At 48.1% G+C, this 26,465-nt stretch carries 21 protein-coding genes; 20 read left to right on the forward strand and 1 reads right to left on the reverse strand.

The window, feature by feature from the left end:
• The 3 genes from ligA (at position 1) to JOJ89_RS01930 (ending at position 3,542) form a co-directional block, all read left to right on the forward strand.
• Positions 1 to 2,010, forward strand: a complete 2,010-nt coding sequence (gene ligA, locus JOJ89_RS01920) for an NAD-dependent DNA ligase LigA (RefSeq protein ID WP_029566462.1) — start codon at positions 1 to 3, stop codon at positions 2,008 to 2,010.
• Between the two features lie 52 nt (positions 2,011 to 2,062).
• Positions 2,063 to 3,226 carry a CamS family sex pheromone protein gene (locus JOJ89_RS01925; protein WP_234703394.1) on the forward strand — a complete coding sequence of 388 codons (1,164 nt, stop codon included), beginning with the start codon at positions 2,063 to 2,065 and terminating at the stop codon, positions 3,224 to 3,226.
• A gap of 130 nt (positions 3,227 to 3,356) precedes the next feature.
• On the forward strand, positions 3,357 to 3,542 hold the full coding sequence (locus JOJ89_RS01930; RefSeq protein WP_029285506.1) for a hypothetical protein: 186 nt from the start codon (positions 3,357 to 3,359) through the stop codon (positions 3,540 to 3,542).
• A gap of 27 nt (positions 3,543 to 3,569) precedes the next feature.
• On the opposite strand, the gene putP is transcribed toward JOJ89_RS01930, so the two are convergent.
• On the reverse strand, positions 3,570 to 5,051 hold the full coding sequence (putP, locus tag JOJ89_RS01935) for a sodium/proline symporter PutP (protein WP_203289424.1): 1,482 nt from the start codon (positions 5,049 to 5,051) through the stop codon (positions 3,570 to 3,572).
• A 350-nt stretch (positions 5,052 to 5,401) separates the two neighbouring features.
• On the opposite strand from putP, the gene JOJ89_RS01940 reads away from it, so the two are divergent.
• From JOJ89_RS01940 to JOJ89_RS02020, 17 genes are all read left to right on the forward strand, one after another.
• Complete coding sequence (locus tag JOJ89_RS01940) at positions 5,402 to 5,776, forward strand: Hsp20/alpha crystallin family protein (protein ID WP_203289425.1); 375 nt, start codon at positions 5,402 to 5,404, stop codon at positions 5,774 to 5,776.
• A gap of 258 nt (positions 5,777 to 6,034) precedes the next feature.
• The gene (locus tag JOJ89_RS01945) at positions 6,035 to 7,306 is read left to right on the forward strand and encodes an ABC transporter substrate-binding protein (RefSeq protein WP_029285512.1); all 1,272 of its coding nucleotides are present in this window, start codon (positions 6,035 to 6,037) and stop codon (positions 7,304 to 7,306) included.
• Between the two features lie 71 nt (positions 7,307 to 7,377).
• Positions 7,378 to 8,229: a carbohydrate ABC transporter permease gene (locus JOJ89_RS01950; protein WP_029285514.1), complete on the forward strand. Its 852-nt coding sequence runs from the start codon at positions 7,378 to 7,380 to the stop codon at positions 8,227 to 8,229.
• Between the two features lie 89 nt (positions 8,230 to 8,318).
• Positions 8,319 to 9,110 (forward strand): carbohydrate ABC transporter permease, encoded by a 792-nt coding sequence (locus tag JOJ89_RS01955; RefSeq protein ID WP_029285516.1) that lies wholly within the window; start codon positions 8,319 to 8,321, stop codon positions 9,108 to 9,110.
• A 12-nt stretch (positions 9,111 to 9,122) separates the two neighbouring features.
• Complete coding sequence (locus JOJ89_RS01960; RefSeq protein ID WP_203289426.1) at positions 9,123 to 10,844, forward strand: glycoside hydrolase family 35 protein; 1,722 nt, start codon at positions 9,123 to 9,125, stop codon at positions 10,842 to 10,844.
• 14 nt (positions 10,845 to 10,858) lie between these two features.
• A complete protein-coding gene (locus JOJ89_RS01965; protein ID WP_203289427.1) occupies positions 10,859 to 13,084 on the forward strand; it encodes an alpha-galactosidase in 2,226 nt (741 codons plus the stop codon).
• A gap of 3 nt (positions 13,085 to 13,087) precedes the next feature.
• Positions 13,088 to 15,040, forward strand: coding sequence for a beta-galactosidase (locus JOJ89_RS01970; protein ID WP_203289428.1), 1,953 nt, complete (start codon positions 13,088 to 13,090; stop codon positions 15,038 to 15,040).
• On the forward strand, positions 15,037 to 16,218 hold the full coding sequence (locus JOJ89_RS01975; protein WP_029285524.1) for a galactokinase: 1,182 nt from the start codon (positions 15,037 to 15,039) through the stop codon (positions 16,216 to 16,218). The genes JOJ89_RS01970 and JOJ89_RS01975 overlap by 4 nt, the downstream gene beginning before the upstream one ends.
• Positions 16,215 to 17,213, forward strand: a complete 999-nt coding sequence (gene galE / locus JOJ89_RS01980) for a UDP-glucose 4-epimerase GalE (RefSeq protein ID WP_029285526.1) — start codon at positions 16,215 to 16,217, stop codon at positions 17,211 to 17,213. Before JOJ89_RS01975 ends, galE begins: the two co-directional genes overlap by 4 nt.
• Positions 17,210 to 18,763: a UDP-glucose--hexose-1-phosphate uridylyltransferase gene (galT, locus tag JOJ89_RS01985; RefSeq protein ID WP_203289429.1), complete on the forward strand. Its 1,554-nt coding sequence runs from the start codon at positions 17,210 to 17,212 to the stop codon at positions 18,761 to 18,763. Before galE ends, galT begins: the two co-directional genes overlap by 4 nt.
• A complete protein-coding gene (locus JOJ89_RS01990) occupies positions 18,714 to 19,751 on the forward strand; it encodes an aldose epimerase family protein (protein WP_203289430.1) in 1,038 nt (345 codons plus the stop codon). The genes galT and JOJ89_RS01990 overlap by 50 nt, the downstream gene beginning before the upstream one ends.
• A 36-nt stretch (positions 19,752 to 19,787) precedes the next feature.
• Positions 19,788 to 20,780 (forward strand): LacI family DNA-binding transcriptional regulator, encoded by a 993-nt coding sequence (locus JOJ89_RS01995; RefSeq protein ID WP_029566454.1) that lies wholly within the window; start codon positions 19,788 to 19,790, stop codon positions 20,778 to 20,780.
• A gap of 323 nt (positions 20,781 to 21,103) precedes the next feature.
• Positions 21,104 to 22,027, forward strand: coding sequence for a glycerophosphodiester phosphodiesterase family protein (locus JOJ89_RS02000; RefSeq protein WP_203289431.1), 924 nt, complete (start codon positions 21,104 to 21,106; stop codon positions 22,025 to 22,027).
• A 97-nt stretch (positions 22,028 to 22,124) separates the two neighbouring features.
• Positions 22,125 to 22,415 (forward strand): Asp-tRNA(Asn)/Glu-tRNA(Gln) amidotransferase subunit GatC, encoded by a 291-nt coding sequence (gene gatC, locus JOJ89_RS02005; protein WP_203289432.1) that lies wholly within the window; start codon positions 22,125 to 22,127, stop codon positions 22,413 to 22,415.
• A 17-nt stretch (positions 22,416 to 22,432) separates the two neighbouring features.
• Positions 22,433 to 23,890 (forward strand): Asp-tRNA(Asn)/Glu-tRNA(Gln) amidotransferase subunit GatA, encoded by a 1,458-nt coding sequence (gatA, locus tag JOJ89_RS02010; RefSeq protein WP_203289433.1) that lies wholly within the window; start codon positions 22,433 to 22,435, stop codon positions 23,888 to 23,890.
• 12 nt (positions 23,891 to 23,902) lie between these two features.
• Entirely contained in the window at positions 23,903 to 25,333 is a 1,431-nt protein-coding gene (gatB, locus tag JOJ89_RS02015; protein WP_203289434.1) for an Asp-tRNA(Asn)/Glu-tRNA(Gln) amidotransferase subunit GatB, read from the forward strand.
• A 171-nt stretch (positions 25,334 to 25,504) separates the two neighbouring features.
• Complete coding sequence (locus JOJ89_RS02020; RefSeq protein ID WP_203289435.1) at positions 25,505 to 26,416, forward strand: diacylglycerol kinase; 912 nt, start codon at positions 25,505 to 25,507, stop codon at positions 26,414 to 26,416.
• Positions 26,417 to 26,465 lie beyond the last annotated feature (49 nt).

The raw sequence follows: 26,465 nt of genomic DNA on the forward strand, positions 1-26,465 counted from the left end.
ATGGATATGAATACAGCCAAACAGCGTGCAGAAACCCTGCATGACTTATTAAACAAGTACAACTATGAATATCACGTGCTGGATAAACCGACTGTTCCGGATTCTGAATACGATCAGCTGCTGCATGAGCTGATTGACATTGAAGAACAATTCCCTGAACTCAAGACTCCGGATTCGCCGACTCAGCGGGTTGGCGGCGAAATTCTTGAAGGCTTTAAAAAGGTTCAGCATCAAACACCTATGCTCAGTCTCGGAAATGCATTCGGCGAGCAGGATCTCCGGGATTTTGACCGCCGTGTGAGGCAGGCTGTCGGTGATGATGTTCAGTATATGGTTGAGCTTAAAATTGACGGCCTGGCTGTTTCCCTTACTTATGAAAACGGGGCATTCGTGCGCGGGGCGACCCGGGGTGACGGTACAACCGGCGAAGATATTACTGAAAACCTGAAAACCATCCGGTCCATTCCGCTGAAGCTTAAGAAAAACCTTTCCATCGAGGTGCGCGGCGAAGCCTATATGCCGAAGTCCTCGTTTGAAAAATTAAATGAAGTGAAAATACAGCTTGAGGAAGAGCCGTTTGCCAACCCGCGAAATGCCGCGGCAGGTTCCCTCCGCCAGCTCGATCCGAAAATTGCAGCGAAACGAAATCTCAATATTTTCGTCTATAGTATTGCAGACCTCGGGGAAGAGACAGGTGCCAAAACCCAAAGCGCGGGTCTTGATGCACTCGAGGAACTTGGATTCAAAACCAATACCGAACGCAGGAGATGCGAATCAATCGATGAAGTCATCGAGCTGATTGCAGCCCATCAGGAAAAGCGGACAAGTCTTCCGTATGAGATTGACGGAATCGTTGTAAAAGTCGATTCCATTGAACAGCAGAAAGCATTGGGATTTACGGCAAAGAGTCCTCGCTGGGCGATTGCGTACAAGTTTCCTGCAGAGGAAGTCATGACAAAGCTCCTTGAAATTGAGCTCAATGTCGGACGAACGGGCGTTGTGACGCCGACTGCGATCCTTGAGCCGGTCCGTGTTGCCGGCACGACAGTCAAACGTGCATCCCTGCACAATGAAGACCTGATCCGCGAAAAAGACATTCGCCTTGGCGACTATGTCATTGTAAAAAAAGCGGGGGATATTATTCCGGAGGTAGTAAACGTCCTGCCTGAACACAGAACAGGCGACGAAAAAGAGTTCGCGATGCCGACCCATTGCCCTGAATGCGAAAGTGAGCTTGTGCGGATTGAAGGGGAGGTTGCCCTCAGGTGCATCAATCCAAAATGTCCGGCTCAAATCCGCGAAGGTCTTATTCACTTCGTCTCCCGTAACGCAATGAACATCGATGGTCTAGGAGAACGTGTCATTGCCCAGCTTTTTTCGGAAAACCTGATTGAGGATGTAGCCGATCTGTACCGCCTTCAGCGGGATGAGCTTCTGAAGCTTGAACGGATGGGCGAAAAATCAGCTGACAACCTTCTGCAGGCGATTGAAAACTCCAAGCAGAATTCCCTTGAGAGACTTCTGTTCGGGCTTGGCATCCGTTTTATCGGTTCGAAGGCGGCAAAGACGCTTGCGCAGCATTTTGAGACGATGGAACGATTGCAATCTGCTTCTCGGGATGAGATTATTGCAGTTGATGAAATTGGAGATAAAATGGCGGACGCTGTTGTTACTTATTTTGAGCAGGAAGAGATGAATGAACTTATCTCAGAGCTGAAAGCCTGCGGTGTGAATATGTCCTATCTCGGTCCGAAGCTTGTGAGACCTGAAGAATCCGACTCATTTTTTGCCGGAAAAACCGTCGTGCTAACAGGGAAGCTTGAGCAAATGTCCCGCAATGAAGCAAAGGAAAAAATCGAAGCGCTCGGCGGAAAAGCAGCGGGAAGCGTAAGCAAGAAAACGGATTTGGTCATTGCCGGGGAAGATGCAGGAAGCAAGCTTGCAAAAGCTCAGGAGCTGGGCATTGAGATTTGGGATGAAGAACGCTTGATTGAAGAGCTGAAAAAATAGATTTCTTTTTGAGGAGAAACTAAAAGAGGTGTGTTCCAACTTGAAAAAAGGTATGGTAATACTGCTTGCAGGCTGCCTGTTTTTGTCAGCCTGCGCACCGAGCTTTGGTGAAGAGGAGGAGCTTGTACAGGAAACGGAAGATGATTCAACAGAAAAAGCGATCATTCCGAAGTACAACATTTCAGACTCCTACTATAAAATGATTTTGCCTTTTAAAGAGGGCAAAGCAAGAGGCCTTGTCGCAGAAAACATCAATACCCGTCTTGATATTGACGAGTTTGAAACGGGCCTGATGAGAATGGCTCAGGAAGAATTCCCGCCTGATAACCATCTGTATCAGGAAGGGCAATATCTCGACGAGAAGACAATCCGTTCATGGCTTGGAAGAAAGCTTGAAGGAAAAGATCTTGAAGAGAAGAAATCAGATAAAAGTTTCAAAAACGAAGGACTTAATCCGCCGAAATCATCAGAAGGCGATTATATCCAGCAGAACGAAAAAAGCCCGATTTATTTGGCTCATATGCTTGAGCATAACTACTTGGTCCGAAAAGGCGAAAATACGGTCGAGCTTGGCGGAGTTGTCATCGGACTTGCGATGAACTCAGTCCATTACTACCGTGAAGCCGTAGGAGAGCCTCAGCGGGAATATAAGATTCCTGACAGCCAATTAGAGGCAGAAGGCAAAAAAATGGCCGCAGAGGTCATCAAGCGCGTCAGAAGCCAAAAAGGGCTTGAAAAAGTACCAGTAGTCATTGCCCTTTACAAACAGGCGCCAAAATCCTCTATCGTGCCAGGCAGCTTCATTGCAAGCACTGTCGTTGACGGAGGAAGCAGTTCAATCGGCAAGTGGGACAGCGTAGATGAAGAATACGTCTTCTTCCCGTCGCCAGAAGGAACGGAAAACTACCGCGAAGATGCCAACTTGTTCGAACGCTTCAAACAGGACATTGACGACTTCTTCCCGAACTACACAGGTGTTATCGGCAAAGCCTTCTACAAAGGCGAAGAGATGCAGGAACTGAAAATCGATATTCCGATGCAGTTTTACGGGAAATCAGAAGTGATTGCATTTACACAGTTTGCTACCGGCAAAGTCGTGGACTACTTCCCGGACTACGTTTCGGTCGAAGTTAACATCAGCTCCACAAGCGGCCAGGAAGCCCTGATCGTCCGCAAACCGGGCCAGGAAAAACCGACTGTTCATATCTATCAATAAGCAAGAGGAAACCATCCCGTTAACTGGGATGGTTTTTTTATGTATGCCTTCTAGCAATCCAAACTCTTCCAGGCTGAGCAGCAGCCGGTTATAATAGACTTAAACAAACGTTTAATTAAGAGGTGATCCTATGCAGCATAAGGAAAAACGAACAATGGCGTTTCTAGTTTTAACCGGCATTCTTTTTCTCTTCAGCATGCTGACATTCATAATCCCAATCCCCGGTCTTCTAAAGGATGCCGTCTTACTCATTGGATTTATCACTGCCTGCATCATCCACTACTACTTTAAAAGAAAACAAAAAGAAACCGCCTGATCACAGGCGGTTTCTGCATGCAAAGCATTATTTCGTTTCTTCTTCCAGCGTTTCTTCCATTTCCGTAAACACGTTTTGTACGCGTTTTGACGGTCTGCTTGTGAACAAGCTGACGAGATAGACGGCAATTAAGCTCAGGAAGAATCCAGGAATCATTTCGTATACTGTTTCTTTCAATACTGGTACGTTTACCCAGATCAATACGGTTACGGCACCGACGATCATTCCGGCCAGTGCGCCCCACTTGGTCATGCGTTTCCAGTACAAGCTCAGGAGAACGGCTGGTCCAAATGCAGAACCGAATCCGGCCCATGCATATCCGACGAGTGAAAGAATTGTGTCACTTGGTGTGAGTGACAGAAGCACACCGATGATGGCAACGAGCAGAACGGAAAGTCGTCCAATCAGGACAAGTTCTTTGTCACCGGCACTTCGTCTGAAGAAGGTGCGGTAAAAGTCCTCTGTCAGTGCACTTGATGTAACAAGCAGCTGAGATGAGATTGTACTCATAATCGCTGCAAGAATGGCTGCAAGCAGGAATCCTGTAATTAACGGATGGAACAATACTTGCGCGAATTTAATAAAAATCGTCTCAGGATCAGCAAGCGTTGTTGCTGTCTGATTTACATAGGCAATACCGACAAGACCCGTCAGCATCGCACCAAATACTGAGATAATCATCCAGCCCATTCCGATTCTGCGGGCAGGCTTTAATTCTTTAATCGATGAAATAGCCATAAAGCGGACAATGATATGCGGCTGGCCGAAGTAGCCAAGTCCCCATGCAAGGAATCCGAGTAATCCTAGAACAGTCGTGCCTCTGAACACATCAAGGTATTTAGGGTCGATGTCTCTGATGACATCAAATGTCGGTCCGACACCGCCCAGATCTGTAAAGGCAACAATCGGAACAAGAATGAGGGCAAGGAACATGATAACGCCCTGAACAAAGTCTGTCAGACTGACGGCAAGAAATCCTCCGAATAGTGTATAGGCTACAACGACACCTGCTGTAATAAGCATGCCTGTTCTGTAATCCAGTCCGAATGATGATTCAAATAGAAGTCCTCCGGATACTAATCCTGCTGAAGTGTAAAGCGTGAAGAAAATAAGGATGACAATCGCTGAAACGAAGCGAAGAATGCGCGTTTTGTCTTTAAAGCGATTTTCAAAATAATCCGGGATGGTAATGGAGTCGTCTGCAACCTCTGTATAGGTTCTAAGACGCGGAGCGACCAGAAGGTAGTTGGCATAAGCCCCAACAGTCAGTCCCACTGCTATCCACATACTTGATAATCCAGTTGTATACATAGCACCTGGAAGACCCATCAGCATCCATCCGCTCATATCAGAAGCTCCGGCTGATAGTGCCGTTACTGCAGGACCCAGTCCGCGTCCTCCGAGCATGTAACCAGACACATCGTCCGTAGACTTCTTGTAGGCATACAATCCGATGAGCAGCATGCCGACGAAGTAAATTCCAAGTGATATTAAAGTACCTGTTTCCACCAAATCTCTCCTTTGACTTTAGTGATTGTGTAATAAAAGAACCAAATATTTCTAACCGTTCAGCCCTACGGTTACTTAACCTAACAAACTATTTCCCGCGTTTCAAGGATTTGAAACAGATACGGCGCGGGTTTAAACTCTTCAGACGTACACAGCTTGTATAGGTAAGCGCTTTCCTCATTTTATTAAAGTAAAACTATTCAGAAAAATCAAACGCAGTCACTTTTCGTTTCATACACAGATATTATGTGCATTCCGGCACTAAACAAATCACACTTTTCATCATAGGCAATTTGCTCTCTTCCTACATATGATAAATAGATAAAACTGACCGTATGAGAGGGATGAAAATGGAGAATAACCGAAAAGATCCAATGCGCATGATCAATGAATTTTTTGAGGCGCGGCCAAAACGGTCGCTGCTTGGAAATATAGACGAATACTTCAAGCAATCATTTTCAACAAAGGGTTTTTTGCTTTCAATGGAAGAAAAGGATGATTCGTTTCTAGTAAAAGCCGAGCTTCCGGGAACAGAGAGGGAAAACATCAAGCTGACAATCGAGGACGGGCATCTGGTCATTACAGTAAAAGGGGAAAAGGATGCAAAGGAATCCCTTCAAATTCCTCCGTCTGCCTTAGTTAAAAATCTAAAGGCAAATTACCGGAATGGTGTGCTAAAAGTTGTCATTCCCAAAAAACCATCTACTGAGGTAAAAATCGATTAGTTTTTTTACCTCAGTAAAAAATCTTTTAGTATAATTCAATTTTTACTTGCTGGAATTTGTTAAAACCTATTAGAACAAGGCAGAGAAGTTATTTTCTCTGTCATTTTTCTGTTTTTAGAATTATTTAAGTAAAATAAAAGGTAAAATAATTAAAACTTTTAGTTAAATTTTACTTGAAATGTTCAGTCAATTCATCTAAAATGAGTTTTGTAAACGATTTCATTTTGCGGTCAAAAAAGATGAATTAGGGGGTAAAGCATGAAAAAGGCAATAAGTTTGATCTGTATGGTTCTGATTATCGGCATGCTGTCAGCTTGTTCTGGAGGCAATTCCGAAAAGACAAGCAAAGATGACAACAAATTAACAGCATGGGCATGGAACATCAACGTCCCTGTTCTTGAAGCAGCGGCTGAGCGCTATAAAAAAGAAAACCCGGACTTCGAGCTTGAGATTGTAGAACTTGGGCGCGAAGATGTGTATCAAAAATTAACAACAGGCCTGCAAGCAGGCGGTCAGGGTCTTCCTGACATCGTTCTAGTAGAGGACGACCGTATTCAAGGGTATGCAGAAGCGTATCCGAAAGCATTTCTTGATCTGAAAAAATACGGTTTCGAGGAGCAAAAAGATAAGTTCCCGACAAGCAAAACCGATCTTCTGACTGTAAATGACAAAGTAGTCGGCTTCCCGTTTGACGGCGGCCCGACAGGTGTCTTCTACAGAACGGATATGTTTGAAGAAGCAGGCGTGAAAGCGGAGGACATTGAGACATGGGATCAGTTCATTGAAGCAGGTAAAACCATTAAAGAGAAGACAGGCAAAGCAATGCTTGGTCTTGATCTGAACGGTGACGACGGTCTTTACCGCATGATGATGAATCAGCAGGGTTCACTGTACTTTGACGATAAAGGCGAGCTTGTTCTGACATCTGAACAGTCTATGAATGCTGCAAAGGTCATCAAACAGCTTAAAGATGAAGGATTAGTTAAAAATACGGTTGGATGGGATGCGTGGATCAGTGCAATGGTCAGCGGTGAGGTAGCAACTGCTCCATCAGGCGCATGGCTTTCAGGTTCGATTACCGGACAAGGAAAAGATACATCAGGCAAGTGGGGCGTGATTCCGCTTCCGGCATTTGAAGAAGGCGGCAACCGCGCTTCCAACCTTGGCGGAAGCAACTACGTCATCATGGAGAACACAAATATGAAACAAGAAGCCTATGACTTCCTTGAGTTCTTTTCAACAGATGAAGAAACACAGCTTGAAGCAATGAAGGGCGGACTGTTCCCGACTTTGAACACAATCTATGATGAGCCGGTTTTCACTGAAAAGCAGGAGTTCTTTACAAATCAGCCGATCTGGCAGACATTCACACAGCAAATGGACAGCATTCCGTCTGTTAACTATACAGGCAACTACTCTGTTGCAATGGATGAGTCCATTAAAGCACAGTCAGAAGCTGTCAGCGGAAAAGTATCCATTGAGGATGCCTACAAAGCGGCAGAAGACAGACTGAAGAACAGAGTCAAATAAGACATTGAAAATGAAAAAAGAAAGGGCCGAATCTAAATTCAGCCCTTTCGTAATTTAAGGTGGGATCTCGCATGAGTCAAACACGGTTATTTCCTTATATGTTTATTGCCCCTGCAGTTATACTCTTTCTCGTTTTTACCGTTTATCCGATCTTTGCTTCACTGTTGCTGAGCTTTCAGACGTTTGAAGCAGGGGAATATATTTTTACCGGCCTTGATAACTACATTACGCTTTTTAATGACACGATTTTCAGAAAAGCCCTGATGAACACATTCATTATCTTCATCGTGCAGGTGCCGATCATGCTGCTTCTTGCACTGATTTTATCCAGTGTGCTGAACAGCGGGCTCCTTCGCCTGAAAGGATTTTTCAGAGTATCGTTTTTCCTTCCGGCGGTAACATCTCTTGTTGCATATTCAATCCTTTTCTCCATCATGCTTCAGGAGGAAGGCATCATTAATACAGTCGTTGGTTTCTTCGGTCTGGAAGCGATTCCATGGCTGTCAGACAGTTTTTGGGCAAAAGCTTCCATCATCCTTGCGATGACATGGAGATGGACAGGATACAACATGGTCATTTTCCTTGCTGCTCTTCAAAACATTCCAAATGATATGTATGAAGCAGCTTCACTCGACGGCGCGGGGAAAATCAGACAGTTTTTCTATATTACAATCCCGCAGCTTAAGCCGGTTATTCTTTTCGCTGCAACCCTATCCACGATCGGTACGCTGCAGCTATTTGATGAACCGTTCAACTTAACAAAAGGCGGACCGGCCGATTCAACGATGACTCTCGGTCTGTATATTTACCAGAATGGATTTGAGTTCTTCCAGTTCGGCTACGCATCAGCAGTAGCTTATGTGGTAGTAATTCTAGTGGGTATTCTCACATTTATTCAATTTAAAGTGGCAGGTGATCGATGATGAATGCTGAAACAACCAACCAGATTCAATCAACGTTCGTAACAGGGACAAAGAAAAAGCGCAGCCGTTCGCTGCCGCAGAAAATCGGCATGTACGCCATTTTAATCCTGTTTATGATCATCTCGATTTTCCCGTTCTACTGGATGTTTATCGGGGCGACAAATGAATCAGGCAAAATGTTCACAAACCCGCCGACATTGACGCCGGGCGATCAGCTGATGACGAACTTCCAGAACCTGAATGCATCAATCAACATTCCGCAGGTCATGTTCAATTCGCTGTTTGTGTCTCTCTTGTATGTAGTGGCGGCACTTGCTGTTTGTTCGCTAGCTGCTTATGCACTGGCAAAATTCGAATTTAAAGGCAGAAACTTTATTTTCACCGCGTTTCTTTTATCGATGATGATTCCGTATCAGGCAACGCTGATTCCGCTTTTCCGGATGATGTCTGAGCTGAATCTTTTGAACACATATTTCGCGGTCATCGCGCCGCAGCTTTGCTATCCGTTTGCGATTTTCCTATTAAGACAGAACTTCCTTGCGTTCCCGACAGAGCTGATCGAAGCAGCCCGTCTTGACGGAGCAGGAGAACTCAAGATTTTCTTTAAAGTCGTTGCACCATCGATGCGTCCGGCACTTGCAGCCGCGTCCATCTTCCTGTTCATGACACAGTGGAACAACTTCATGTGGCCGCTTGTTGTATTGAATGATGCAGGCATGTACACGTTCCCGGTCGCACTGTCGACACTAATGGGTCTTTCTTATATTGACTACGGCCAGGTAATGATGGGTGTATCCATTGCAACCGTTCCGATTATCGTTTTCTTCTTGGTGCTTCAGAAGCAATTTATCTCAGGCATGCTTGGAAGCGCCGTGAAATAGGAGGAAAACAGGATGCTGACAACAAAGGGGAAGCAATTTTATTTAAACGGAGAACCGTATCAGATTTTATCGGGGAGCATTCACTATTTCCGCGTTGTTCCCGAGTACTGGGAGGACCGGCTGCTGAAACTGAAGCAGCTCGGTCTGAACACAGTCGAAACGTATATACCATGGAATGTGCATGAACCGAAAAAAGGCCAGTACTGCTTTGAAGGCATGGCTGATCTTGAAGGCTTTATCAAAAAAGCAGAAGAGCTTGGGCTGTATGTCATACTCAGACCGGCACCTTATATCTGTGCCGAATGGGAATTCGGAGGTTTTCCCGGCTGGCTTCTGAAAGAGCCCGGCATGGTGCTCCGAAGCTCAGATCCTGTGTTCTTTGATCATCTGACATCATACTTTGACGTTCTGCTGCCGAAAATGGTCCCGCATCTATCGTCAAACGGCGGTCCGGTCATTGCCGTACAGGTTGAAAATGAGTACGGCGCCTATGGAAATGACCTGGAGTATCTGAATGCATCAGCAGAGCTTTTTAAAAACGCAGGCATTGATGTTCTGCTCTTCACCTCGGACGGACCCGAATTCATTCAGCACGGATCCATGCAGGATGCTGTGACAACCTTGAATTTCGGCTCCCGCTCGGGGGAAGCCTTTGCTGCACTCGAAACGTTTCGACCAAACTCACCGGAAATGTGCGCAGAATTTTGGATCGGCTGGTTCGACCATTGGGGCGGTGAACATCACACGCGGGAAGCGGCTGATGTTGCCGCAGAGTATGAAAAAATGATTTCACAGGGTGCGTCCGTGAATTTCTACATGTTCCACGGGGGAACAAATTTTGGCTTCATGAACGGCGCAAATCATTACGAGTTCTACTCACCGACCATTACAAGCTATGACTATGATGCTCTTTTAACCGAATGGGGAGACCCTGGTGAAAAATACTTCACGGTAAAAAACGTTCTTTCTAAATACAGAGAGGTACCTGAAGAAAATCCGGCACCTTCTGTTAAGAAAAGCTACGGACAAGTGAGCATGAACGCTCAAATGAGCGTGTTTGATTATATCAGCACACTAAAACCGCAAAACGTTATCGCTCCGAAACCGATGGAGGAGCTCGACCAGAATTACGGCTACATTCTATATAAAACAGTGATTACAAAACAAGGTGACCTTGAAATGGACACCGCGCCGATACGCGACAGAGCGTTTATCTATATCAATCGAAAGCTTGAGCGCACCATATACCGCAATGATCCGGAAAAAACGATTACCCTCTCCTTTCCGAATGAGGAAAACATCCTTGAGGTATTCGTGGAAAACATGGGCCGCGTCAACTACGGCAAGCATTTGAAGGACAAAAAAGGCATCACGGAAAATCTCTGGATCGGAAATCAGTACTGGTTCCACTGGGAGGTTTATCCGATTGAGATGGATGATGCGGACCTTGCTTTTATAAAAGGAGAAGACGAACGATATCCGCGCTTTTACAAAGGGGAACTGACGGCAGACGCGCCGGCAGATACCTTTATTGATCTTGAAGGATGGACAAAAGGCAATGTTTGGGTAAACGGGTTTAACCTCGGACGCTACTGGGTGACAGAAGGTCCGCAGCAGCGCTTGTACGTTCCGGGCCCGCTTTTGAAAGAAGGAAAGAATGACATTCTCGTGATGGAGCTTGAGGGAAATGAAAGTTGCTCGATTACGTTTACGGACGAACCAAAACTCGGCTAAAGGAGCATACTGCGATGCCTATATTCATGAATGAAGAACGCAACCAATTCCACCTTGCAAACAAAACGGTCAGCTATATCTTTCATGTGATGAAAAACGGGGAGCTTGGCCAGCTGTATTATGGAAAACGGTTGAATCACCAGCCTGACTTTTCCCATTTTGCCGCCTATCACATTCCGACAGCTGCGAGCTGTCATCCTTATAAGGATGATCCGGCTTTTTCCCTTGAGACAGTATGCCAGGAATATCCGGTGTACGGCACGAGCGATTTCAGAGAGCCTGCCATCTCCCTGAGGCATCCAGGCGGAAGTTCTGTCAGCAAGTTTGAATTTACATCTTTTGAAATAAAGGAAGGAAAAGAGCGGATTCCGGGTCTTCCTGCAACGTTTGCGAATGCAGGTGATGCAAGTACATTGATCATCTCGCTCACAGATAAACTGAGAAAGCTGACATTGAAGCTTTATTATACGATTTTCGAACACTCTGCATCTATTGCCCGTCACGCGAGTCTTGAAAACGAAGGGGAGCAGCCGGTCGATATTGAGCGGATGATGAGTCTCTCCCTTGATCTTTCAGACAGTGATTTTACGATGGTCCATCTTGCCGGAACATGGTCAAGAGAACGCCATTTAAAAGAACGAAAGCTTCAGACGGGTATCCAGTCCATCTCAAGCATTAGAGGCGCAAGCTCGCATCACCACAATCCGTATATGGCGTTTAAACGTGCAAATACAACAGAAACTTCCGGAGAAGCGTACAGCTTCCAGTTCATATACAGCGGAAACTTTTTAGCGCAGGCGGAAGTGGATCACTACGATGCAGCACGCATCCAGATGGGAATTCATCCGTTTCAGTTCAGCTGGCATCTGGCCCCGGGCGAGGTGTTTCATACACCTGAGGCCGTTCTGACGTATTCTGATGAAGGGTTGAACGGGCTCACCCAGTCCACGCACGACCTGTTCAGGGATCACCTTATCGCGCCCGTCTGGCAGAAACGGGATCGTCCTGTTCTGATCAACAACTGGGAAGCTACGTATTTCGATTTTAACGCTGATAAGATTACAGCGATTGCAAAGCAGGCTAAAGAGCTCGGTGTTGAGCTGTTTGTCCTTGACGACGGCTGGTTTGGAAAACGCAATGATGATACAACTTCTCTCGGCGACTGGTTCGTCGATTTGAAGAAACTGCCTGAAGGCATCGATGCCCTGGCTGATGCGGTACGCAGCGAAGGGCTGAAATTCGGTCTTTGGTTTGAGCCGGAGATGATTTCTGAGGAGAGCGATCTTTTCAGCAGGCATCCTGAATGGGTGATTCATGATCCTGAGCGGCCGGTCACATACGGCCGGAATCAGTGGGTGCTCGATTATACGCGCGGCGAAGTCGTTGATTATCTGTATGAGCGGATGTCCTCCATCATCGAGTCGGCAAAGCTCAGCTACATCAAATGGGATATGAACAGAAACATCACGGAGGCTTACTCCGCAGCGCTTGGACAGGACCGTCAGGGAGAATTTTTCCACCGCTATATCCTCGGAGTCTATGAGTTATATGAAAGATTGACAGAGAAGTACCCGGACGTCCTGTTTGAATCTTGTGCAGGAGGCGGGGGCCGGTTTGATGCCGGGATGCTCTACTATGCACCGCAGGCATGGGCAAGTGATGACACGGATGCCGTTGAGCGCCTTAAGATCCAGTACGGCTCATCTTTTGTTTATCCGATCTACAGCATCGGCTCCCACGTATCAGACGTGCCGAACCATCAGACGCTGCGCAAAACCTCGCTGAAAATGCGCGGGGATGCCGCCTACTTCGGCACGTTCGGCTATGAGCTTGATCCGAACAAAATGACAGAGGAAGAGAAGGAAGAAGTAAAAAAACAAATCGAGACATACAAGTCACACCGCACACTGGTCAGAAACGGCGATTTCCACCGGCTGATCAGCCCGTTTGAATCAAACGAAACCGCCTGGATGATTGTGTCCAAAGACCGTTCTGAAGCGCTTGTCGGCTGGTATCAGGTGCTGGCGGAAGCAACTCCGAAAAAAATCAGGACGCTGAAGCTTGCGGGGCTCGAAGCAGACAGCATGTACAAGGTGGACGGCGCCAAATACGGCGGGGATGAGCTGATGCAAAGAGGAATGGCGCTTCCGATCCAGTACAACGGCGTCAATAAGCAGCTTGCAGAACGCAGCGGAGATTTTCAGTCACACGTATTTTACCTTACGAAAAATGGGGGATGAGACATGTATTTAGGCGTTGATTACTATCCAGAGCATTGGGATCCATCCCTGTTCGGCGAAGATATTGAAAAAATGAAGGAAATGGGCGTAAACATGGTGCGCATCGGCGAGTTCGCCTGGCACTTGATGGAGCCTGAAGAAGGAAAGTACGACTTCTCTTTTTTTGACGGAGTCATCAAAAGGTTTAAAGAAGAGGGAATCGCCGTTATGTTCGGCACTCCGACGGCTACGTTTCCTGCCTGGCTTGTCAAAAAACACCCTGATATTCTTCTTGAAGATGAACACGGCCATCCGAAATCTTTCGGGGGCAGAAGACAGTACTGCTATAATTCAAAAACCTATCAGACTTACTCTCTTGCAATCGCAGAAAAACTGGTCACACACTATCAGGATGAGAGCGGCATTGTTTCCTGGCAGATTGATAACGAGCTTGGCCATGAAGGCAGTGACATGTGCTACTGCGGCGGGTGCAGAGAAGCCTTTCACCGGTTTCTTGAGAGAAAATATGAAACGGCTGAGGAGCTGAACAAACGCTGGGGCACGATTTTCTGGGGGCAGACGTACAACGCATTCGATGAAGTCCCTGTCCCGAAACCGACAATTACGGTTCATAACCCGGCTATGATGCTTGACTGGGCAAGATTCAGAAGCGAATCTCTCAGCAGCTTCGCGAAAATGCATCTGAATCTCGTAAAAAAGCTGAAAGGCTCACATCAGGAAGTCACGACGAATCTTCCTGGCGGCTTTTTCGGAAAATGGTTTGACCATAACGAGTTTTCAAGAGAACTTGATTTCGTTTCCTATGACAACTATCCAGTATGGGGAGGACTGACGAAACCGGTATCGCCTGCTTTTCTGTCATTCACTCTAGGATTTGTCCGCGGCATCAAGCGTGAAAACTTCTGGATCGTTGAGCAGCTGATGGGTGCACAGGGACATGATATCATCGGCTACCTGCCAAGACCCGGCCAGGCGCAGCTTTGGTCCTATCATGCATTTGCACACGGGTGCAGCAACATGCTTTACTTCCGGTTCCGCGGCATGAACAGAGGGGCTGAGCAGTATTGCCTCGGCATTCTTGATGCAGACAACACGCGTTCCCGCAAATTTTACGAGGTGCAGGAAGTATTCAAAGAAGTCCGTAAGCATGAAGAGGTATTCCAGGCGCCGATTGAGGCAGATGTTGCCGTTCTTTATGACTTTGACAACGTCTGGTCAATGCGCATCCAGCAGCAGAGCTCGCAGCTTGAATTTACAAACGAACTGATGAGGCTCTATCAGCCTTTCCATGATGTAAATGTACCGGTTGACGTCCTGCGGTACGATCATGATTTTTCATCCTATAAAGTTGTGCTCGTCCCGGTGCTCACACTGGTTGACGACGAACTTGCCGCAAGACTGAAAGCTTTTGCTGAAAACGGCGGAACGGTGATTTTCTCCTTCCGTGCAGGCATGAAAAACAAAGACAACAATATCCCGTTCGGTGAAAAGGCACCTTATCAGCTGAAGGATCTGCTTGGAATTGAAATCGATGAGGCTGAGTCGCTTCACGGCGGCCAGCACGTCTCCATTGTTTCAGCCGACAGTAAAACAGAAGCGTCAGGCAGCGTATGGAGAGATCTTGTCCGTCCGGCAGCAGCGGAAACCCTGTATACCTACAGCGACCGTTTTTATAAAAACTATGCCGCTGTTACGGTGAACAAATTTGGGGAAGGAAAAGCCTATTACGTCGGAACCGGTGCAGAAGAAAAGGTGCTGGGTGAGCTTGCATTATCTGTTTTGAACGAGTCCGGCATCTCCTATATCGAATCAGCTCCGGGTGTCGAAGTGGTCATCAGAGGAGAGCATGCCATCGTCATGAACCACAATGATGAAGATGCGGTCTTTGAAGGAGAAGTGCTGCAGCCGTTTGAGACGAAAATTCTGGCACGGTCAAAAGGGGGACACACACAATGAATGCGGCTGAACTGGAAACATTATTCCAATCGACATTTGGAAGCGGGAGCTACCGCAGTTTTTTCGCTCCGGGACGCATTAACCTGATCGGGGAACATACGGATTACAACGGCGGACACGTCTTTCCATGTGCGATCACGTATGGAACGTATGCCCTTGCGGCAAAGCGTTCAGACCGAATGATTCGCATGTACTCCGTGAATTTTCCTGACAAAGGCATTGTGGAGTGCCCGCTTGACGATTTAGCTTACAGGTCCGAAGACGATTGGGCGAACTATCCGAAAGGCATGATAGCAGCCCTTAAGGAACGCGGATACGCCATCGAAGAAGGGCTGGACCTTTTAATCTACGGAAACATTCCGAACGGGGCAGGGCTTTCTTCATCCGCATCGGTTGAAATGGTCACAGGCGTCATGCTCGAAAAACTGTTCAATTTGAAAATCGACCGGATTGACATGGTGAAGCTTGGGCAGGTCGTTGAAAATCAATATATCGGAGTCAACAGCGGCATCATGGATCAGTTTGCCATCGGCATGGGGAAAAAAGCGTGCGGGATGCTGCTTGACTGCCAGACACTGAACTACCGCTATGCACCGATTGAGCTCGATCACCACGTAATTGTCATCATGAATACGAACAAACGGAGAGAGCTTGCTGGTTCAAAATACAATGAACGCCGCGGGGAATGCGAAGAGGCACTCCGTATTCTGCAGGAAAAAGTGCCTGCGCAGTCACTTGGCGAACTATCAGCTGAAACGTTTGAACGCTATGCATCCGCAATCAGCAGTGAGACCGTCCGTAAGCGCGCGCGTCATGCTGTGAGCGAAAATGAGCGGACGATTCAGGCTCTCGAAGCGCTTGAAAGGAACGACCTGTATACGTTCGGCGAGCTCATGAACGCGTCCCACCGCTCCCTTCGCGATGATTACGAAGTAACGGGAAAAGAGCTTGATGCATTAGTGGAAGCTGCCTGGAAACAAAACGGCGTCATTGGCGCGCGGATGACGGGAGCAGGCTTTGGCGGCTGTGCGATTGCCATTGTAGAGAAAACGGCGGCTGAAGACTTTTTAAGAGAAGTAGGCCGCGCATATCTCTCTGAAATCGGCTACGAAGCGTCCTTTTACATCGCAAACATCGGGGACGGAGCATGCGAAATCGAATTGGGGGTTCACATATGAGCGTATTAGTTCTTGGCGGGGCCGGCTACATCGGCTCCCATGCCGTCTACCAACTCATCGGCCGGGGGATCGACACGGTTGTGGTCGACAATCTGCAGACCGGGCACAGAAAAGCCGTTCACCCTGAAGCAAGCTTTTACGAAGGGGACTTAAGAGACGAATCCTTTTTAAACAGCGTTTTTGAAAAAGAGACTATCACCCAGGTGCTGCATTTTGCTGCAAGCAGCTTAGTGGGCGAATCAGTGGAAAAGCCGCTCAAATATTTCCGGAATAACGTTTACGGGCTCCAGGTCCTGCTTGAAGTGATGCAAAAGCACGGTGTAAAAGAGATTGTCTTTTCGTCTACGGCAGCTGTTTACGGCGAACCGGAGACTGTTCCGATTACGGAAACCGAACCGGCAAACCCGACAAATCCGTACGGCGAATCCAAGCTGATGATGGAGAAAATGATGCGCTGGTGCGAGCAAGCATACGGCATCCGTTATGTGTCTCTCCGCTATTTCAATGTGGCGGGCGCGCGGGCAGATGCTGAAATCGGCGAAGATCACACACCTGAAACACACCTGGTGCCGATTATCCTGCAGGTGGCGCTCGGACAGAGAGAGCACATCTCGATCTACGGAGATGATTACCCGACGCCTGATGGCACATGCATCCGTGATTACGTTCACGTAGAAGACCTGATTGATGCACACCTTCTTGCCTTGAACTATTTGAGCAGACAAGGGGAGAGCACCATTATCAACCTCGGCAGCAGCCGCGGCTTCTCAGTCAGCGAGATGATTCGGGAGGCGCGCGAAGTGACGGGCCATCCGATTCCTGCTGCCGCCGCACCTCGCAGAGCAGGCGACCCGAGCACGCTCGTCGCTTCATCCGGTAAAGCAAAAGCCATTCTCGGCTGGGAGCCGGCGCGAACAAACATCAAAACGATTTTGCAGGATGCGTGGAACTGGCATCAAACAAAACCACACGGATATGGAGAGGATTCCAGATGAACATGTCTTCATTCGTCAATCAATTAACAGAGCAAGCCATCCAGAAAAAATTCATCACAGACAGAGACCGCGTGTACGCACGGAATCAGCTGATCGGACTGCTTGGGATTGATGCCTATGAAGAATGCGGTCTGCCTGAGACTCTATTGACAGTTCCGGATCTCCTGGACGTTTTGGTTGAAGACGCAGCCAGACGCGGGGTGGTTGAGGGAACCTTTGATGAAAAAGAAAAACTGTCTGCAGGCCTGATGAATGTCTTTTTAGATAAACCATCCCACATTCAGCAGACATTCGAAGAATACTACAGCCTGTCGCCTGAAATTGCGACCGATTACTTTTATAAACTCAGTCAGAACAGCAATTACATCCAGACAAAACGGATTGCGAAAAACATCCATTACAAAACCCCAACTGAGTACGGGGAGATTGATATCACCATCAATCTCTCAAAACCGGAAAAAGACCCGCGCGACATTGCAAGAGAGAAGGCTGCCAAAAACGATGCAGCCTATCCGAAATGCCTCCTTTGCGCAGAAAATGAAGGGTACGCGGGGCGCATAGGCCATCCGGCACGCGCCAATCACCGGATTATTGAACTTTCGCTAGAGAGCGAGAAGTGGTATTTCCAGTACTCTCCGTATATTTACTACAACGAGCATTCCATTGTTTTATCAGGAGAGCACCGGGACATGAAAATCAACGGGGACGCCTTCTGCAGGCTGCTTGCGTTCGTTGAGCAGTTCCCGCACTATTTTATCGGTTCAAACGCAGATCTGCCGATTGTCGGCGGTTCGATTCTTTCTCACGACCACTATCAGGCAGGGCGCTACTCATTCGCGATGGCTGAGGCACCGGATGAAACGGTATTTGAAATTCCCTATTTTCCGGAAGTGTCATTTGCAAGAGTGAAATGGCCAATGTCCGTGCTGCGTCTGCGTTCTGCGGACAAAGCCTCGCTTGTTGCGGCAGCAGAGCACGTGCTGAATACATGGAAAACGTACTCGAACGCGGAAGCGGATATACTAGCCTTTACAGGAGATGAGCCGCACCAGACGGTCACGCCGATTGCCAGAATGCGAAGCGGCGAGTTTGAACTCGATCTTGTTCTGCGCAACAACCGAACAAGCGAAGAGCACCCGATGGGCATTTTCCATCCGCATGCGGACCTCCATCACATCAAAAAAGAAAACATCGGCCTGATTGAAGTCATGGGACTTGCGGTGCTTCCGGAGCGGCTAAAAAACGAACTACAGCAGATCGAAGCGTACCTGCTTGGTGAAGGCGGGTCTGTTCCTGATCATCACCTCCAATGGGTCAGCCAGCTGCAGGCCAAATACGGCTCTTTTGAAAAGAAAACGATCGATGCTGTCCTGAAAAAAGAAGTTGGCATAAAATTCAGCAGGGTTCTGGAGGATGCGGGCGTTTTTAAACGAACTATTGAAGGGAATAAGCATTTTAACCACTTTATAGAGTGTTTAAAAACAGAGAGGAACGATACGCATGAACATCCTTCACGAAACGATTCTCAAGCATCCGCAGCAAAACATTGAGAAATACACCCTTGAAAACAGCCAGGGATACTCAGTCAGCTTCCTGAACCTCGGCGGGACCATCACATCCATTATGGCACCAGACAAAAACGGAACCTTTGAAAATGTTGTTCTCGCATATGACCACGCGGAACAGTATCTCGAAAATCCGTATTACCTCGGTGCTCTGATCGGTCGCGTTGCCGGCCGCATTCAGGACGCGCAGCTTGGTCCTTACAAGCTTGAGGCAAACGAGGGGGAGCACCAGCTGCACGGCGGTCCGCACGGTTTTCACAGTGTTTACTGGAACGTCAGGACGGAAAAGCGGGATGATGCAGCTGTTGCTGTCCTTACACACTTCAGCAGGGACGGAGAGGGCGGATATCCCGGCAACCTTGACGTGCAGGTGACCTACACGCTTGACTGCGACAATACGTTTACGATTGACTATGAAGCACGGTCTGACAAGGATACGTGGTTAAGCCTGACAAATCATGCGTATTTCAATCTGTCTGCAGACAGCGGGCGGGACGTGCTCGGCCATGCGCTGCAGCTGAATGCAGAAGGCATCGCAGAAATGGACGAGGATCAGCTCCCGACAGGAAAGTGGATTCCTGTAAAAGACACCCCGTTTGATCTGAAAACTGGTAAACTGGTAAGAGAAGCAGCAGAGTCAGACAATCGGCATATTATTAATGCCGGAAACGGGTATGATCACCTTTTTCTTCTTGAACAGCGCGACCTTAACCAAATCATCGTTCAGGAAGAAGAAAGCGGCAGGAGGATGACGGTGCAGACGTCAGAGCCTGCAGCGGTCATTTATACGGCCAACAAAATGGACACAGTGCATCCGCTGAAGGCGGAACAGGCTAAAGGGCCATATGCGGCAATCTGCGTTGAAACGCAGCGGATTCCGGAATCACTTCTAGTGCCGGGGCTGCATACTCACAGGCTTGCAGCACATGAAGCGTACAGATCCAGAACATCATTTACATTTGGACTGGTTTAAACAAGAAGATATTGAGTGAACAAAGGGGTAAGGTATATGGCGGCTACAATTAAAGATATAGCTGAAAAAGCGGGTGTTTCCATTGCGACAGTTTCAAGGGTGCTGAATTTCGACGAAACGCTGTCTGTCGGGGACGAAACAAAAAAACGCATATTCGAAGTGGCCGAGGAACTGTCTTATAAAAAGCGGAAGACAAAAAAAAGCCTCGTGCCGAAGATTGCAATCGTCCACTGGTACACAGCCCTTGAGGAGCTGAATGACCTCTATTACATGTCAATCAGACTTGGCATTGAGGAGCGGGCGAAGCATCACAACCTTCAGCTTGCGACTTACTTTTATGATGACTTTGAAGAGATCAATCAGGACCAGCTGCAGGGCATCATTGCAGTAGGCAAGTTCAGCAGGCAGCAGGCAGAGGAATTCAAAAAAGCGGCCCGCAACGTCGTCTTCGTCGATTCAAGTCCGGATTCAGAACGCTTTGATTCGGTCATCGTTGATTTCGAGCGGGCAACGGAACGCGTCCTCGATCACTTTATCGCAAAGGGCCACACGCAAATCGGCTATATCGGCGGCCGCGAAACCTACCGTGAGCATACAGAAAAGCTTGACGATCAGCGTGAGGAAACGTTCATCAAGTACATGGGAGAGCGGAACATGCTGCGCGAGGACGCCATCTTCATCGGTTCCTTCACCGTTCAGGACGGCCACCGCATGATGTCAGAAGCCATCGCAAAGCTTGGCGACAATTTGCCGACCGCCTTCTTTGCAGCCAATGACAGCATTGCCATCGGCAGCATCCAGGCCCTGCACGAAAAAGGCATTCGCGTGCCCGAGCAGGTCAGCATCATTGGCGTCAATGACATTAGTGTATCAAAATACATTTTCCCGTCACTGACAACTGTCAAAGTCTACACTGAAGTCATGGGCGAAACTGCCGTAGACCTGATGGTCGAACGCATCACCGAGCGCAAAATCGCCAAACAGGTGACGATCGCAACAAAGCTGAAGCTGCGCCAGAGCTGCAGATAAGACGTTTAATTAAACGTTTGTTTAAAAGGGAAAACACCGCGTGCGGTGTTTTTTTATTGTAAATCAAAAGAATGTACGAGTATATTGGATGCGTTTGGAAATTTTCAAGTGAATATTCCTAGCCGGCAAGTAACCTCGTGTAAGCGGCAAGTAAATTATAATAACTGGCAAGTAAATCTATAAATGAGGCAAGTAAAGTGTGAAAATTCTCAGATAAACCGCACACCGCCGATAAAACCGGGCGGAATTTAACCAAATTTTAATACATAATCAAAGCTCCTCCATGATATAAAGAAATGACAACTACAATGGAGGTCCAGCCCATGCAACCAATACCTCAGCCCGACAGGAAAAAGAAAACCGCACTTCCTATATCCGCTGTCGTCCTCATCACCGCACTGCTCTTTTTTGTCATCATTCAATTCATCCCTGTCACTCAAACGGAAAACCAGACGTTTCTCAAAAAAGGAAACCGGCCCCTCATCATCGCTCACCAAGGAGGTGCCGGCATGGCGCCCGGCAATACGATGGCTGCTTTTTCGCTGTCTGAAAAGCTCGGAGTGGATATGCTGGAAATGGATGTTCATCTCTCTAAAGACGGGGAGGTAGTCGTCATTCATGATGACACTGTTGACAGAACGACAAACGGTACGGGGGCTGTCAAAGACATGACGCTAAATGAACTGCAGAAACTCGACGCAGGCTATCATTTCATCGGTCCGGACGGAAGCTACCCTTACCGGAACAAAGGCATTACAATTCCTTCCATGGATGAAATCTTCAACGCGTTCCCCGGCTATCCCATGACGATTGAGCTCAAAAAGGACGATCCGGCATTAGCAGACAAAATGGCAGATCTAATTAGAAAGCACAACATGAGCGATAAAGTAATCATCGCCTCCTTTTACGACGATGCACTGGAGTACTTTATTAAAGCAACGGACGGGACGGTCCCTGTCAGTCCTGCCCAAGGAGCCACGCGGAATTTTGTCATCGCCCACAAACTTTATTTAGACCGCATCGTTCCTATGGAAAAATACACAGCCGTCCAGATCCCGATGGAGGCAAGCGGTATGAACCTTGCGACAGAACGCCTGACAGAATCTCTCCACAAGCGCGGCATCGCGGTCCAGTACTGGACAATCAACGACGAAGACAGTGTCCGGAGGCTTGTGGAGATCGGCGCAGACGGCATTATGACAGATCATCCGAACATTGTGAAGAAGGTGCTCGATCAGGAACTGTAGAAAACCCGAATAATCACGGCCTTTTGTTGCTTTAATGCAATGACTTTTGTTATCATCAGAGTATTGTTTACACGAGATTTATCGGAGGTGGAGCCCCATGTCACGCATTTCAAAAGAAGAAGTGAAGCACGTTGCAAATCTTGCACGTTTAGCGATAACAGAAGAAGAAACGGAAATGTTCACAACGCAGCTTGATGCGATCATTTCGTTCGCCGAGCAGCTCAATGAGCTCGATACAACTGGCGTAGAGCCGACAACACACGTCCTTGAGATGAAAAACATCCTGCGCGAGGACAAAGCAGAAAAAGGATTGCCGGTTGAGGACGTTGTGAAGAACGCTCCTGACCATAAAGACGGATACATTCGCGTACCGTCGATCTTAGAATAGGGAGGGAAGCAGCCGCTATGCCATTATTTGACCAGAAACTTTCAGAACTGAAAGCAAGTTTACATAAAAAAGAAATCACGGTCTCAGACCTTGTAGACGAATCCTACAAGCGCATCGGAGCTGTCGACGGAAAAGTGAACGCGTTCCTTGCATTAGATGAGGAAAAAGCCCGCGCATACGCAAAGGAACTCGACGAAGCCATCGGCACCCGCGATGAATTCGGCCTTCTTTTCGGAATGCCGATCGGGATAAAAGATAACATTGTGACGAAAAACCTGCGCACAACTGCTGCGAGCAAAATTCTTGAAAACTTTGATCCGATCTATGACGCAACCGTTGTGCAGCACCTGCAAAAAGCAGAAGCAGTCACAATCGGAAAGCTGAATATGGACGAGTTTGCCATGGGTTCCTCTACGGAAAACTCAGGCTACAAAGTAACGAAAAACCCTTGGAACCTTGAGACTGTGCCAGGAGGATCAAGCGGCGGCTCTGCTGCGGCCGTTGCAGCACGCGAAGTGCCGTTTGCTCTTGGATCTGACACAGGCGGCTCGGTCCGCCAGCCTGCAGCCTATACAGGTGTCGTCGGCTTAAAGCCTACATACGGCCGCGTCTCCCGTTTTGGCCTGATTGCCTTTGCCTCATCTCTTGATCAAATCGGACCGCTCACAACAAGCGTGGAAGACAACGCATTCCTGCTTCAGGCCATTTCCGGTGTGGATCCAATGGACTCCACGTCTGCGAACGTTGAAGTGCCTGACTTTTTATCAGCATTGACAGGTGACGTGAAAGGGCTGAAAATCGCTGTACCGAAGGAATACCTCGGAGAAGGCGTAAACGAAGAAGTAAAACAGTCAGTCCTTGATGCCCTGAAAGTGCTCGAAGCACAGGGCGCAACGTGGGAAGAAGTCTCTCTTCCTCACAGCAAATACGCGCTTGCAACGTACTATCTGCTGTCTTCATCTGAAGCGTCAGCAAACCTTGCACGCTTTGACGGCGTCCGCTACGGCTACCGTTCAGACAATGCGAAAAACCTGATCGAGCTGTACAAGCAGTCCCGTTCCGAAGGCTTCGGCGATGAGGTCAAGCGCCGCATCATGCTTGGAACGTTTGCGCTGAGCTCCGGCTACTACGATGCCTACTACAAAAAAGCGCAGCAGGTCCGTACTCTCATTAAAAAAGACTTTGAAGATGTTTTTGAAAAATATGATGTCATCGTTGGACCGACAACTCCGACGCCGGCCTTTAAAGTTGGCGAAAAAACGGATGACCCGCTTACGATGTATGCAAACGATATTTTAACCATCCCTGTAAACCTTGCAGGCGTCCCTGGAATCTCCGTTCCGTGCGGATTCTCAAACGGACTGCCGCTCGGCCTGCAGATCATCGGAAAGCATTTTGACGAAAGCACTGTATACCGCGTTGCCCATGCATTCGAGCAGGCAACGGATCATCATAAAGCAAAACCTGAACTGTAAGGGGTGAAAACCATGAAGTATGAAACGGTCATTGGACTTGAGGTCCACGTAGAGCTGAAAACAGAGTCAAAAATCTTCTCAAACGCTCCGAACCACTTCGGCGCGAATCCGAATACAAACACAACCGTGGTTGAGCTCGGCTATCCGGGTGTTCTGCCGGTTTTAAACAGAAAAGCCGTTGATTTCGCCATGAAAGCTGCAATGGCACTGAACTGCGAAGTTGCGACAGACACGAAATTCGACCGCAAAAACTATTTCTATCCCGACAACCCGAAGGCGTATCAGATTTCCCAGTTTGACAAGCCGATCGGCGAGAACGGCTGGATTGACATCGAAGTAAACGGTGAAAAGAAACGAATCGGCATCACGCGCCTTCACCTTGAAGAGGATGCGGGCAAGCTGACGCATACGGGCGACGGCTATTCCCTTTGCGACTACAACCGCCAGGGCACGCCGCTTGTCGAAATCGTATCAGAACCGGATATCCGGACGCCTGAAGAAGCGTATGCTTATCTTGAAAAGCTGAAAGCGATCATTCAGTACACAGACGTTTCCGACTGCAAAATGGAAGAAGGCTCACTCCGCTGTGACGCCAACATTTCCCTTCGTCCCGTTGGACAAGAGGAATTCGGAACAAAGACGGAGCTTAAAAACCTGAACTCCTTCAACTTTGTCCGTAAAGGTCTTGAGCACGAAGAAATCCGTCAGGAAGAAGTGCTCCGTGCAGGAGGCGTCATCGACCAGGAAACACGCCGCTTTGACGAAGCAACAGGCAAAACAATCCTGATGCGCGTAAAAGAAGGCTCTGACGACTACCGCTACTTCCCGGAACCGGATCTTGTGTCCCTCTACATTGATGATGAGTGGAAGGAGCGCATCCGTGCAACGATCCCTGAGCTTCCGGACCAGCGCCAAAAACGCTACACTCAAGAGCTCGGCCTGCCTTCTTATGATGCTCAGGTACTGACTCTGACAAAAGAGATGGCAGACTTCTTTGAAGCAACTGTGGACAAAGGCGCCGATGCGAAGCAGGCGTCCAACTGGCTCATGGGTGAGGTGAGCGGCTATCTGAATGCAGAAAGCAAAGAGCTTAAGGATGTTGCTCTTACTCCGGACGGACTTTCCGGCATGATCAAGCTGATCGAAAACGGCACAATCTCTTCAAAAATAGCAAAAAAAGTATTTAAAGAACTGATTGAAAACGGCGGTGATGCCGAGACAATCGTCAAAGAAAAAGGTCTTGTCCAAATCTCTGACGAAGGCACGCTCCGCACGGCAGTCAATGAAGCAATCGATGCGAACCCTCAGTCTGTTGAAGACTTCAAGAGCGGAAAGCAAAAAGCGATCGGCTTCCTTGTCGGCCAAATCATGAAAGCAACAAAAGGCCAGGCAAACCCGCAGCTGGTCAACAAACTGCTTCAGGAAGAACTTCAAAAACGTTAATACACAGACGGCGCCGCGACTGATTTCAGGAAGGGCGCCGTTGTTTTTGCCGTGCTTTGGCTATACTGGTTCTATGGTTTGCGTATCGGACAAAAAAGGTGTAGACTAATCCTTGGCTTGTACGATACAACAAATCATGGAAATACATTCTGACATAGGATGATGGGGAAAATGAAAAGAGCAAGAATAATCTATAATCCAACATCAGGCCGAGAAGCCTTTAAAAAACAACTTCCAGAGGTTCTGGAGAAATTTGAAATTGCCGGTTACGAGACATCCTGCCACGCCACTACGTGCGAGGGGGATGCTGTTCAGGCTGCCCGTGCAGCAGGCCTCCGCGGCTTTGATCTTGTTGTCGCAGCTGGAGGAGACGGCACAGTCAATGAGGTCGTGAACGGCCTTGCTGAACTTGAAGAACGGCCTCAGCTTGCAGTCGTTCCGGTCGGTACAACAAACGACTTTGCCCGTGCCATCGGCATTCCGCGCGACAACATCCTGACTGCAGTGGATGCCATCCTTGCAGGCGAAGCAAGAGCCATCGACATCGGACGCGTCAACGGCCACTACTTTGTCAACATCGCAGGCGGAGGACGTCTCACCGAACTCACATATGAAGTCCCAAGCAAGCTTAAAACAGTCCTCGGCCAGCTCGCCTATTACTTAAAGGGCATCGAAATGCTTCCGTCCATCCGTCCCGCAGAAGTCGAGATCGAATACGACGGCAAGCTATTCAAGGGCGAAATCATGCTGTTTCTCGTCTCCCTGACAAACTCTGTCGGAGGTTTTGAGAAGCTTGCCCCTGACAGCAAGCTGAATGACGGCATGTTCGATCTGCTGATCCTGAAAAAAGCAAACCTTGCCGACTTTATCCGGGTCGCAAGCCTTGCGCTCCGCGGCGAGCACATCAGCGACAGCAACATCATCTATACAACGGCCAACAGAGTAAAGGTCACATCCGCTCAAAAAATGCAGCTGAACTTAGACGGCGAATACGGCGGCGATCTGCCGGGCGAATTCGTCAACCTGTACCGTCATATTGAAGTCCTCGTGCCGCTTGCAAAAGCCCAGCAAATGGACGAATAGAAACTTGGCCCTGCGCCAAGTTTTTCTTATGTCTTCAGTGTGGTAAAAT

The organism is Metabacillus sp. cB07 (assembly GCF_016839225.1).
Lineage (GTDB): Bacteria > Bacillota > Bacilli > Bacillales > Bacillaceae > Bacillus_P > Bacillus_P indicus.